The organism is Methanobrevibacter intestini, from assembly GCF_047402955.1.
In the GTDB taxonomy this organism is placed as follows: domain Archaea; phylum Methanobacteriota; class Methanobacteria; order Methanobacteriales; family Methanobacteriaceae; genus Methanocatella; species Methanocatella intestini.
The window spans coordinates 175943-190884 of record NZ_CP187956.1 but is presented as its reverse complement, the minus strand read 5'-3'; the positions used below and the strand labels follow the sequence as shown (position 1 = coordinate 190884).

At 27.8% G+C, this 14942-nt stretch carries 3 protein-coding genes and 1 pseudogene; all 4 read left to right on the top strand.

The annotated features are described in order from the left end of the window. Positions 1 to 235: 235 nt before the first annotated feature. The 4 genes and pseudogenes from ACMC9J_RS00925 (at position 236) to ACMC9J_RS00910 (ending at position 14737) form a co-directional block, all read left to right on the top strand. Positions 236 to 1295, top strand: a pseudogene (locus tag ACMC9J_RS00925) (transposase). Between the two features lie 216 nt (positions 1296 to 1511). Next, positions 1512 to 7112 (top strand): adhesin, encoded by a 5601-nt coding sequence (locus ACMC9J_RS00920; RefSeq protein ID WP_427003377.1) that lies wholly within the window; start codon positions 1512 to 1514, stop codon positions 7110 to 7112. 723 nt (positions 7113 to 7835) lie between these two features. Next, positions 7836 to 8771: a transposase gene (locus ACMC9J_RS00915; RefSeq protein ID WP_427003376.1), complete on the top strand. Its 936-nt coding sequence runs from the start codon at positions 7836 to 7838 to the stop codon at positions 8769 to 8771. A 332-nt stretch (positions 8772 to 9103) separates the two neighbouring features. Further along, entirely contained in the window at positions 9104 to 14737 is a 5634-nt protein-coding gene (locus ACMC9J_RS00910) for an adhesin (protein WP_427003375.1), read from the top strand. Positions 14738 to 14942 lie beyond the last annotated feature (205 nt).

The following is a 14942-nucleotide window of genomic DNA, read 5'->3' as shown; positions in this document are numbered from 1 at the left end:
TTTATTAATTCATTTAAATTTACTGTAATTTAAAATTTTTAACAATAAAATGTTTAGTGGTCTGAATTTTTGTCAGTGATAAATATGGTTAATTTATTTTGTTTTTATTATTTGTAATGGTAATTTTTGGTGTTTTGCAAAAATACATCTGTATAATTTTTAGTTTATTAAAAAATGGCCTTAATATTGGTAAATTTAAGTATAATGTGTTACATATATTTATTTTGAGATAAAAATGAAACACAGATTAAATTTAGATATTAAAGACCCAAATTATACTTTGTTGAAAGAAATATTTAAAATTATGAATTCTAGAAAAACCTTTGAAATTTTACCATCATTTGGTTTTAAAAACTTAAATAAACAAATATTTGTTTTTAAAATCATATTTATAAGTATGTTCTTTGATTTAGATAGTCCATTCATATTAAATGAACTTAAATCTAAAAAAAAGCTTCGTAAAATACTTTAATATTTCTGAAGTTTTAAGTGCCAATCAAGTTTATAAATTTTTTTCACTTCAAAATCCTGAAAATCTTATTAAATCTTTAAATTGCATCTTAAATTCAATAAATAATGTTAAAAGAAGAGGAAAAGGATATTTATTGTAGATGTATCTCCTGTAGATTTAGATTTTAATTTTAATAGAAATAAAAAGACAAAAGAACATCTTAAATCATTGAATTTAAAATGGAGTTATTCATCCTCCAAAGGTTTTTATATTGGTTTTAAGGCAACACTTGTCCTTGATTTTGATAGTATGAATCCTGTTTGTATTTTAATCTGCTCAGGAGCTCCAAATGATGCAAAACTTTTTGATGAAATTATGGAAACACTTCAAAAAAGACGAATAATCCAAAAAGGAGACACTATACTTTTTGATAAAGGATATTACAGTTATAAAAACTACCAATTAAGAATTAGTAAATATAAAACCGTTCCTTTTATTTACTCAAAAAATAATTTCAACAAAACAAAGTTTAACGATCAATTATCTTACCCATTACAAGTATTTAACCAAACAAAAAGAATTATGAAAGAAAAACAATTCTACAACAACTTAAAACATGAATTATTCAAAAAATTAGACAAATGGAAAAAATTCAAACTAATACTAAGAAAAATAGAAGACTTTTTCAAATTACTCCAACAAGGACTCAACATGAAACAAATACACAAATATACACCAAAATCAGTCAAAAGAACAGCATATTTGAATGTATTTTTTAGGATCACTAATCATATCACGAGAATTCTACTCAAAAATAGCCATACAACAATTATCCGAAAACTAAAAATTTTAATCCCTAAAAATGTTTATTTTTTAGTTATATTTACAATTTTCTGGTAAAAAATTATTTGGGGGGGGGTAATTGCTCAAATAATATTAATATTTCATGAGTTATTGTTAAATCAGTATTGTATTTCTTTGTGAACAGTTTTATACCACAAAGATAAATATATTAATTGTCAATTTAAATTGGCATAATTAATTAATGGAGGATTAATTTTTGAGAAATAAACTCGCAATATTGACTTTATTGATATTATTTATTGTATCTATTTCTTGTGTTAGTGCTGAGGATAATTCTTCTGTCAGTGTTCTAAGTGGTTCTAACTCTGATGTTTATGTTAGTCCAACAGGAAATGATAATAATGTAGGTGATGTTAATAATCCATTTGCTACAATCAACAAAGCGATAGATTCCAATGTAAGTAACATACACCTATCTGAAGGAAAATTTATTGGTACTGGCAATAATGGTTTAACAATTGAAAACAAAACAATAACCATTATAGGAGCTGGCGTCGATAAAACTATAATAGATTTAAACAAAACTCAATTTATGGATATTAAGTCCACTAGTTCTGTAGTTTTAACTAATTTAACTATAATAAACGGTTATGATAAATATGGTGGAGCTATAGACAATTCTGGTAATTTAACTATCCAAAATTGTAACTTTAAAAACAACTCTGCTAATTCAGGTGGAGCAATATACAATTCTGGTAATTTAGAGGTAAGGGGTTCTACTTTTGAAGATAATATAATTACCATTAATGGTGGTGCTATTTGTTCTTATAGTTATGTAGGTATCTATGATTCTACTTTTATAAGAAATAGAGGTACAGGTACATCTTCAAATGGAGGTTCCATTTATATTAGTGGTAAAAGCGATAAATATTCTGTTTTAAATAGGAATATATTTAAAGATACTTTTGTTGTGCAAAAGGGTGGTGCACTTTATTTAAGTTATGTAAATGTTACTAATTGTATATTTGAAAATGCATCAACTACTGCTACTGGGTCAAGTAATGGTGGTGGAGCTATTTATGGATCTAGTTTCAACTTAAAAAATAATACTATGACTAATTGTGTAGCTAAAAGTGGAAATGGGAACTATATATTTGCATCTTATGACTTTAATGGAGTAGTTACAATTCTTGAAGGTAAAACTGTTGATATAACTAGTTCTACTTTTACTCTTAATGCAACTGTAACTGATGATATGGGTCATCCAATTCATGGCGGTTCTTACACATTTAAACTTAATGATATTGCAATAGGTTCTGCAAAATCTGTAAATGGATTTATAGCTGGTACATTTTCTAAATTATTGGATGATGGTAAATATACTGTTACAGTTTCAGGTCCTTTAAATGATAATGCAGTTGTTAAAAAAGCTACTGCAAATGTTAAAATTAATCGTGATTATGTAGATTATTATGTATCACCTGGTGGTGATGATGTTAATAATGATGGTTCAAAAGATAAACCATTTAAAACCATTAATAAAGCAATAACTGAAGCATTTGCTAAAAATATCTATGTAAACATCTATCTCTTAGAAGGAACTTATTCAGGTACTGGAAATGTTAATTTAGAGTTAACTAAATTATTAGGTTATCTTAATATAATTGGTGTAGATGGTAAAACAATAATTGATGGTAATGGTAAAGATTATGCATTTAATTTTGGAACTACATTAAATGTCAACCTTAAAAATATCATATTCACTAATTTATACAGTACTAAGGCAGCAGGTTTAGTTAAAGGAGGTTCTGGTGATTACATTGTAAATATTGATAATTGTACATTCGAAAAATGTAATGCAAGATTTTTAATTCAGATTAATGGTGAAATAAATAATGTTATCATAATAGAAAATGTTGTTTCTTCTAGCTTTATTAGTAATGCTGTTAGTATAAACAATCTTTTATTTGAAAATAACTCAGGTAATGGTCAAATTAGCAGTATTAAGAAAGGAATATATAATTCTACATTTATAAATAACAAAATTATTTCTAAATCTGATCTTGGAATAGTAAATATTAATAGTAATGATTTCCTATCTGTCAATAATGTTTTCGAAAACAACACTGTTAAAGGATTCTCTATTAGTAGAGGACGTACTAATTTTACAAGTGTAAATGATACTTTTATAAATAATGCTGGTGTATCTGGTGGTGCTGTTAAAGGTGGAGGAACATTTATCAATGCTAAATTCATAAATAACACAGCTACCAAAGGTGGAGCTATTTATCATGATTCTGGTGCTTTAACTTTAAAAGATTGTATTTTTGAAAATAACAAAGCAGACGATGGTGATGATATATATGGTTTCATAGCTACTAATATGAATTGGAATTTATGTTTAAATATGTCTAATACTTTAACTTTAGCATCTATTAATTCTTCTAGTATTAAGTCTGAATTGAATGCTATTTTTGATTTAGGTGGTCTTAAAGTAAGTGGATATAATATTAAATTTTATTTAAATGGTGTTTATAAAGGATCTACTCCATTAGTTAATAGTGTAGCTACTTTTGTTGCTGTTGCTAATGATGGAAAATACGAAATTTCAGTTTCATCAGATTATATTAATAAGACTACTGTTGTTAAAGGTGTGTTGAATGTTGATGCTAATCCTGTGTCTGTTTTTGATGTTTATGTTTCTGGAACAGGTAGTGATGAATCTGGTGATGGTTCATTAGCTAAACCATTTGCAACTATTAAAAAAGCATTTGAATACGGAATGTCACAAAACACCTTAAGCTTAATAATCCACATAATTGGTACCTTAAAAGGTGAAGGTAATGTTAAACTTGATTTAGCACCACTTATAGATTTAACTATTGTTGGTGAAAATAAAGAAACCTCAATTATCGATGCAGAAAAAAATAAATACATATTTGACTTTACCCCAGCATATGACAGCGTTAAAGTTTACTTAAAAAACTTAACAATTAAAAACGGAGTAACTACAAAATACCCTAGTGAAAGTAGTAGTCCTGGAGGTAATCTTGGTCTTATTGGTATTGATGGTTATTATTTAAGTGTGGATAATTGTGTATTTAGAAATACTACTGGTCATGGAATTTCTGTAAATAAATTATTTTCAACGCTTATAGTTAACAATACAAAATTCATCGAATCTCGTGGTGGAATTTATTCAAGTAAGGCATTAAATATAGTAATAGCAAATACTGAATTTATAAACTGTAATTTAGGTATAAATAACAATGGAAAATTTATTTATTTGCCTGCATTAATTTCAATTAGGGATGTTTTCAGTGATTCTTCTTTAAAAATATCTAATATCACTCAAGTATTGTTGGATAATGTAACTTTTGATGGAAATTATAATGGTACTCAAGTAGCTGCTGCTGCTCTTAAGTTAGTTGGTGCAAATACTACTATAATTAATTCTAAATTTATAAACCAAAAAGATATTTCAGTTCTTTATGCATATAGTAGTGATAAAGAGCAATGTAATGTAACTATTATTAATTCTTACTTTGAAAACAATACAAGGGATATTGCTTATGGTTATAATAATCTTAGAGCTTATCTTCCAATAATCTGGTTAGTTAATTCAACATTTATTAATAGTGGTGCATTTGCATACTCTCACCCTCCTTATCAATATGCATGGTGGATTGTTAATAATACTAAATTTATTAACATGACTAATCCTGTGATATTTAGTGGAGCTAGATCTTCTACTCATGATGATGATCCATTACCTGATGGTGTTAACAATCTTGTAACTATTATTAATTCATTATTCTTAAACAATGAAAAAGGTGTTCAGTTTGTTGGAGGTAATGTTACTGGATCTAGTTTTTATAATACTGTAGTCACTGTTAATAAAGGTCCTTTTGATGGAAAAACATATATTCTTTATTTGGATAATAATTTCTGGAATAGTTCTGAGCCTACTTATGTTTATAGTTCTACTATTTCTTGTGGTAGTTGGATTGTTCCTGTTTTGGTTGGGGATAATGCTTCTGGTCCTGTTCAGGTTATTAGGCTTGTTTATATGGCTTTTAATGGAACTGATTATTCTTATTATGATGTTTCTAAAGTGCCTATTTTGGATGTTAATGCTACTTTTAGTGTTAGTGGTGGTGTGATTAGTCCTGGTGAGGGTATTTTTACTCGTGAGGGTTTGAGTGCTGATTATACTTATGATGGTGTTGGTGATCAAGTTGTAACTGCGACTTTAAGTGAGGGTACTGTTTTAAAATTGAATGTAAGCTTCTATAGAATAGACACATTCATAAATATGACTGTTTCTAGTGATATTATTCAAACAGGAGACTACATTACAATTAATGTTGTTGTTCGTGATAAGAATGGTAAGCTTGTGAATGGTACTGTTAATGTTTATATTAATAGTGTTTTAAAAGGAACTATTAAGTTGGTTAATGGTGTAGGTTCATTAAAACTTTTAATGGTTAATAATGGTCCTTGTGAGATTTTTGTTAATTATACTGGAACATTGGATGAGTCTGATTCTAGTAATATGACTATTGTTTCTGTTAAAGATACTGTTATGGATGTTATTGTTTCTGATGTGGGTTATGATGAAAATGCTACAATCACTATAAAATTCGATCATGATATCACTGATGGTTATGTTGATGTGACTGTTAATGGTAAAATCTACAGAGTAACAGTTTCAGGTAATAGTGCAGAAATTACTTTACCTGTTTTACCTTCAGGAAAATATGATGTTAATGTATCATATAATGGAGTAGTTAATAAAACAACCACATTTACTGTATCAGAAAATATGAGTCCAATTTTAATTGTAGATAATATTATCATGTTTTATCATGATGGTACTAGGTTTGTTGTTGTTTTAACTGATTATTTAGGTAATCCTATTGCTAATGCTACTGTGTACTTTACTATTAATGGTAAAACTTATGTTAAATCTACTGATGCTAACGGTACTGCTTCTATGGGATTAAACTTAGTATCTAATGTTTATCAAGCTACTGTTTCATATAATGGTTCAGATAAGTATAATGCAGTTTCTAAAAACATTACTGTAACTATTAATCCGACTATTGTAGCTGATGATTTGGTTAAAATGTATCAGAATGCTACAAGGTTCTATGCTAAGTTTACTGACAGCACTGGAAAAGCAATAGCTAATAAGGAAATCAGATTTAATATTAATGGTGTTTTCTATACTAAAAAGACTGATAAGGATGGTGTAGCTGATTTAGGTATTATGTTAAGACCTGGATCTTACATTTTAACTGCTTACAACCCTGTAACCGGCGAAGAAAAAGGATTTAACATAACTGTAAAATCATTAATCATGCAAAACGATTTAACCAAATATTACTTAAATGCTTCCAGATTTGAAGCAACTGTCTACAATAAAGACGGATCTTTAGCAGTAAACAAAGAAGTAACATTTAACATCAACGGTGTGTTCTATCACAAAAAAACAGATGAAAATGGTGTTGCAAGCTTGGGAATTGCTTTAAGACCGGGAAATTACACTATTACAACAATGTATGACGGATTGGATATTGGAAACAGAGTCAGTGTCTTGCCAACTTTAGTAACTAAGGATTTAAATATGAAACATTTAGACGGCAGCAATTTCACTGCTTTAACTTTAGATGGTCAAGGTAAGCCATTAGCTAACCAAAACGTATCATTTAATGTAAACGGTGTTTTCTATCATAAAGTTACTAATAAAGACGGTATAGCAAGCTTAGGAATCAGATTAATGAGCGGCGAATACATCATAACTTCCTACTGGAATGATTTCCAAACAGGAAACACAATAAAAATCAGTCCTTAAAGAGAATTCATAATTCTCTTACTTTTTTTCTTTTTTTATGAGTGTTGGCAGAAATTATTAGCATTTGATTAATGTTTAATTTAATACTAATTTTTACCTTATTTTTTTTAAAAAGGTTCAATTAATATATTGAACTAATTTTTTGATAAAATATACCTTATTTTTTACATTTGACTATGAAATTTTTATTGATTTTTGCTAAATCTAATGTATTTTTAGTAATAATTAATAATTAGATTATATGTAATGTTATTCTTAATAAAAGTAATTAAAATCTATTTATATTAAAAAAATACGAACATATAATTAATTTTATAATTATTTAATGGAGTATTTGGAGTTTTGATATATATGATTTTGAATAGATATATTTTGAATGATTTTAGTGGAGAAATTGAAAAAATGGAGGAAGAATTTCAACTCATGTATCTTGCTTCAGAAATCATTGATGGTACTTTTAATTTCTTTAAAATTGAACGTGACACATCAGGTCCCGGAAAACCACCTTTTAATCTGAAGGATATAATTAAACTTATTTTTTATGGGTATATTAATAAAATAACAAGTTCTATAGTGTTGGCTTATAATGCTAAGCATAATTATTTGTATAATATTATTTCACATGGTATAGAACCGAGTGATAGGACAATAAGAGATTATTGTGTTTATTTTCAACCGATCTATCGATTGGTAATGAGTTTTATATTAATTGTGGCAAATAGGATGGTTTTGACTGATTTTGAACATGTTTCAATTGATGGTACTATTAAAGAAGCTTATAACTCTCCTTTCAATATAATCAAAGAAAAAGACATTAGTTTGTTAATAAGGCATTATGTGATTCAAGAATTAACAAAGGATGAGATTAAAAAACTTAGAAGGACTGCAAGGAAATTTTTAAATGACAAATCAAAATCTGATGAAGAAAAAGTTGATATTCTTTTTTATTGGTGGCTTTTGCTCGATTATTCAGGTCAGGTGTCGCTTGCTTTGAATGATTATGATGCTAGATTAATGAAAACTAAAGATAAAGGGCAGAAGTATCCTAAATTTTCATTTAACATTCAATTGGGAACTGATACAGAATCTAAGTTAATTTGTGGAGTTAATGCAGTTCAAAATCCCACGGATCATTATCAAATTCCTGCATTAATGAATCAAATCCTCGTTAATTTACAAATCAAACCCCAAAAAATTAGCGCAGATACAATTTATTCAACACTAGCGAATTTGCGATATTTAGATAACTTGGGTATAACTGCCTTAATTCCAACATTACAGCAAAATAGAGAGAATTCAGGTAAACAACCTGACAATCCATTTGCTATTGATTACTTTGTTTTTGATGAATATAAAAATGTTTTCATTTGTCCCAATAATAAAGAATTAACTCTTGATGGAGCATATCCAGCTCCACAAGAAAAAGGAGGGGGAAATAAAATCAAATTAGTCTATTCCAACTACTTTGCATGTAAAAACTGTGAATACAAAGGAATATGTTACAATAAGAACCATAGAACAATAACAAGATATGTACATGAAGTTTCATATAAAACTGAGAGATTAATGTCCACAGAAGAAGGAATAAAAGAATATAAAAAACGTTCCAAGACTGTTGAAGCACACAATGGATACTTTCAAAAATGTTTATCACTATGACAAGCTCCCCATAACTGGATTAAAAAGAGTTCAAAACTTAATGTACACAATTGTGGCAGCCTATAATTTAATACGGTTATTCAACCTCATAAAAGAACATAATTTAGACTTACATTCAGTTATCAGTTCAATAAGATTCGTATCAACGAGTTAAAAAATATGTTAAAATATATAAGATGTCAAAATGAAAAAAATGTTTAAATCTTAATAATTTCTGCTAACATTCAATTTATAAAGTTTCCTTTACTTAGTATAACTTTTATATTATTAAAAAGTAATATAATAATTGTCAATTTTATTTGGCGAAATTAATGTTAAGGAGGAATAAAAACTTGAAAAATAAATTTGCAATATTAATTTTGTTAATATTGTTTATGGTATCTATTTCTTGTGTTAGTGCAGAAGATAATGATTCTTCTAATATTCTAACTGATGGTGCTTCTGATATTTATGTTAGCCCATCTGGAAATGATGCTAATGCTGGAGATATGAATAATCCTGTTGCTACAATTAATAAAGCAATTAATTCAACTGCAACTAATATTCATTTATCCGAAGGAAAATTCACTGGTACTGGTAATAATGGTTTAACAATTGAAAATAAAACCATAACTATTGCGGGTGCTGGTATTGATAAAACTATAATTGATTTAAACGGAACTCAATTTATGAATATTAAATCTACTAGTTCTGTAGTTTTAACTAATTTAACTATAATAAACGGTTATTCAAATTATGGTGGAGCTATTTATAATGACGGTAATTTAACTATTCAAAATTGTAACTTTAAAAATAACTCCGCTAATTCAGGTGGAGCAATATACAACAATGGCAATTTAGACATATATTATTCTACTTTTGAAGATAATTTTGTTAAATATAGTGGTGGTGCTATTTGTTCTTATAGTTATGTGGGCATCTATAATTCTACTTTTTTAAGAAATATAGGTACTGGCACATCTTCAAATGGAGGTTCTGTTTATATTAGTGGTAATAATGATAAATATTCCATTTTGAATAGAAATAAATTTAAAGATACTCAGGCTTTAAGAAATGGCGGTGCACTTTATGTAAATTATGCAAATGTTACTAATTGTATTTTTGAAAATGCATCAATTACTTCTACAGGTTCAAGTAATGGTGGTGGAGCTATTTATGGTTCTAACTTTAATCTTAAAAACAACACTATGACTAATTGTGTATCTAAAAGTGGATATGGAAATTACATTTGGTCAACTTCTAGCTTTAATGGGGTAGTTACAGTTCTTGATGGTAAAAATGTAGATATAACTAGTTCTACTTTTACTCTTAATGCAACTGCAACTGATGATATGGGTCATCCAATTCATGGTGGATATTATACCTTTAAATTTAATGATGTTTTTGTTGGCGGTGCAAACTCTGTTAATGGATTTATAAATGGTACATTTTCTAAATTATTTGATAATGGTAAATATACTGTTACAGTTTCAGGTCCTTTAAATGATAATGCAGTTGTTAAAACAGCTACTGTAAATGTTAAAATTGACCGTGACTATGTGGATTATTATGTATCACCTAATGGTGATGATAATAATACTGGTTCAAAAGATAATCCATTTAAAACCATTAATAAAGCAATAACTGAAGCTTTTGCTAAAAATATCTATGTAAACATACATCTTTTAGAAGGAACTTATGTAGGTGCTGGAAATCTTAATTTAACATTTAATAACTTAGGTTACCTTAACATAATTGGTGTAGACGGTAAAACAATCATTAACGGTTCTAATAAAGATTGGGCATTTAATTTTGGAAGTACATTAAATGTTAATATTATAAATATTACATTTGCTAATTTATATCAAAATAATTATGTAGGTTTAATTAAAGCAAGTGGAAATGATTATACTGTAAACATTGATAATTGTGTCTTTGAAAAATGTAATACAAAGTATATAATTTATATTACTAATGGTGAGATAAATAATGTAATAATGAGAGAGAATATTATAACTGGATGTGTTATTAGTGGAGGTACTAGTATAACTAATCTTTTATTTGAAAATAATTCTGGTTCCGCTTATTTCACAAACATTAAAAAAGGAGTTTACAATTCTACTTTCATAAACAACAAAATTAATCAGGGTAATGATTATGGATTATTCGATATATCTTCCAAAAACTTTGTATCAAGCAATAATATATTTGAAAATAATACAATTAAAGCACTATATATTTCAGCATATGGGGATATTAATTTTACAAGTATAAATGATACTTTTAAAAATAATGTTGCAAAAAATGGTGGTGCTGTTAGTGGTGGCGGAACTTTTATTAATGCTAAATTTATTAATAATACAGCTACTCAAAAAGGTGGAGCTATTTACCATAATGCTATGGTTTTAGTTTTAAAAGATTGTATTTTTGAAAACAATAAAGCAGATGACGGTAATGATATATATGGTTTTATGAGTACTCGTGCTAGAATTAATCCGCTTTTAAATATGTCTAATTCTTTGAAATTCGTATCTACCAATTCTTCAAATGTTAAGTCTGAATTAAAAGCTATTTTTGATTTAGGCGGTATTCAAGTAAGTGGTTATAATGTTAAATTCTATTTAAATGGAACTTACAAAGGCTCAGCTCCTTTAATTGATAATGTAGCTACTTTAATAGCTATTGCTGAAGATGGAAAATACGAAATTTCCGGTTCTGTTGATCAAGTTAATAAAACTAATGTTGTTACTGGTATTTTAAATGTTAATGCTAATCCTGCAAGTGTTTTTGATGTTTATGTTTCTGAAAAAGGTAGTGATGAATCAGGTGATGGTTCATTAGCTAAACCATTTGCAACTATTAAAAAAGCATTTGATTATGGAATGAATCAAAATGCATTAAGTTTAACAATCCATTTAATTGGCACTTTAAAAGGTGAAGGTAATGTTAAACTTGATTTAAAACCATATGTGGATTTAACTATTGTTGGTGAGAATAAAGAAACTTCAATTATTGATGCAGAAAAAAATATTTATGTATTTGATTTTGTACCAATGTATGATGATGTTAAAGTTTATTTATCAAACTTAACAATTAAAAATGGTGTAACTAACAGGTATCCTTCTGGAGGTGTTAGTTCTACAGTGGACACTGGTCTTGTTCGTAGTACTGGTTTTTATTTAAATGTTAATAACTGTATATTTATGAATAATACAGGTTATGGAATTTCCGCAGATAAATTATTCTCAACTATTGTAATTAATAATACTAAATTTATAGAATCTCGTGGAGCATTCTATTCTTATCAAGCAGCATTAAATATTGTTATATCAAATACTGAATTTTTAAAAAATAATTTGGTTGTAGAAAATAATAGGGGAAAATTAGTTTGTTTAAATGGTTTAATTTCAATTAGGGATATTCTTTCAAAAGGTAGTAGTAATTATGATCATCATTTTAATATTACACAAGTGTTATTTGATAACGTGACTTTTGACGGAAATCATAATGTTACTGGTACTGCTAAGCCTGGAGCTCTTTATTTAGTAGGTACAAATACTACTATAATTAATTCTAAGTTTACAAATCAAAAAGATATTTCAGCCATCCGTGCATCTAGTAGTTATGATACTGGATGTAATGTAACTATTTATAATACTTATTTTGAAAACAATACAAGAGATATTATTTATGGATACTATTCTCAAGGTGATTATCGTCCAATTATTATATTAAATAATTCAACATTTGTTAATAGTGGAGCATTTACATGGCCAGATCCTCGTTATCAAAATGCATGGTGGGTTGTTAACAATACTAAATTTATTAACATGACCAACATGATGATATTTAAAGGGTCAGTATCTAGTTCTTATAAGGATAATCCATTACCTTTAGGAGTTAATAATACTGTAACTATTATGAATTCATTATTCTTAAACAATAAAAACGGTGTTGAATTTGGTAATGGTAATATTTCAGGATCTAGTTTCTATAATACCCCAGTATTTGTATCTTTAACTGATGGTAGTCAACCTCCTGCATGTATTGTTTACTTAAACAATAATTTCTGGAATAGTTCAGTACCTATATATAATGTTACTACTCCTGCTAGAGCTACTGTTTATTGTGATAGTTGGTTAGTTCCAGCATTAGTTACAGACAATGCTTCTGGTCCGGTTCAAACTATTAAACTTGTATATTTAGCATTTAATGGAACTGATTATTCTTATTATGATGTTTCTAAAGTACCTATTTTTGATGTTAATGCTAGTTTAACAGTTTCTAATGGTGTAATTACTCCAAATAAAGGTGTTCTTAACTCTAATGGTTTAACTGCTAATTATACATATAATGGTGTTGGTAATCAGACTGTAACTGCAACTTTAAGTGATGGAAATATTTTAAAATTAAATGTAACTTTCTACAGAATTGATACATTTACAAATATGACTATTTCAAATAATGCTCCGCAAACTGGAGATTATATTACTGTTAATGTTGTTGTTCGTGATAAGAATGGTAAACTTTTAAATGGTAGTGTGAATGTTTATCTTAATAGTGTTTTAAAAGGAACTATCAGTTTAATAAATGGTATGGGTTCCTTTGATGTGTTAGCAGAAAAAACTGGTCCTTGTGAAATATTTGTTAATTATACTGGAGATTTAGATAATTCTTACTCAAGTAATATGACTATTGTTTCAGTTAAAAATACACAAATGAATGTTTCTGTTTCTGATTCAGATTCTGCAAGCAATGTTACTTTTACTGTGGACTTTGATCATGTAGCTAATGGTTTTGTATTTGTAACTATTGGTGGTGTAACTTACAATGCTACTGTTTCAGGTAAAGAAGCTAAAGTTATTGTACCTCCATTAGCTGTAGGCAAATATGATGCTATTGTTTCATATAATGGTGTTGTTAATAAAACTGTTGCAGTTAACATATCTCCTGATAGAAATCCAGTATTAAACATTTCAGATATTGTAATGATTTACAAAGACGGTACCAGAATGGTTGCTGTTTTAACTGATTATTTAGGTAATCCTATTGCTAATGCTATTGTATACTTTACTATCAATGGTCAAACTTACAATAAAACTACTGATGTTAACGGTACTGCTTCCATGGGATTAAACTTAGCGTCTAATGTGTACAAAGCTACTGTTTCATATAAAGGTTCAGATAAGTATAATGCAGTTTCTAAAAACATTACTGTAACTATTAATCCGACTATTATAAGTAAAGATTTAGTTAAAATGTATCAGAACGCTACAAGATTCTATGCTAAGTTTACTGACAGCACTGGAAAAGCAATAGCTAATAAGGAAATCAGATTTAATATTAATGGTGTTTTCTATACTAAAAAGACTGATAAAGATGGTGTAGCTGATTTAGGCATTATGTTAAGACCTGGAAATTACATTTTAACTGCTTACAACCCTGTAACCGGCGAAGAAAAAGGATTTAACATAACTGTAAAATCATTAATCATGCAAAATGACTTAACCAAATATTACTTAAATGCTTCCAGATTTGAAGCAACTGTCTACAACAAAGACGGATCTTTAGCAGTAAACAAAGAAGTAACATTTAACATCAACGGTGTGTTCTATCACAAAAAAACAGATGAAAATGGTGTTGCAAGCTTGGGAATTGCTTTAAGACCGGGAAATTACACTATTACAACAATGTATGACGGATTGGATATTGGAAACAGAGTCAGTGTCTTGCCAACTTTAGTAACTAAGGATTTAAATATGAAACATTTAGACGGCAGCAATTTCACTGCTTTAACTTTAGATGGTCAAGGTAAACCATTAGCTAACCAAAACGTATCATTTAATGTAAACGGTGTTTTCTATCATAAAGTTACTAATAAAGATGGTATTGCAAGCTTGGGAATCAGGTTAATGAGCGGCGAATACATTATAACTTCCTACTGGAATGACTTCCAAACTGGAAACACAATAAAAATCAGTCCTTAAAGAGAATTCATAATTCTCTTACTTTTTTTCTTTTTTACATGTAGATTTAACTTTATATGTTTATTATTTTTTAACATAGCTATTAATTTAATAAAAATAACATTTAATTTTTCAACATGTTAACTAATATATCACTAATATTATGGTACTTATTTTTAATTATATTCAATGAAAATATTTATTAGTTTTACAGTTTAAAATTACA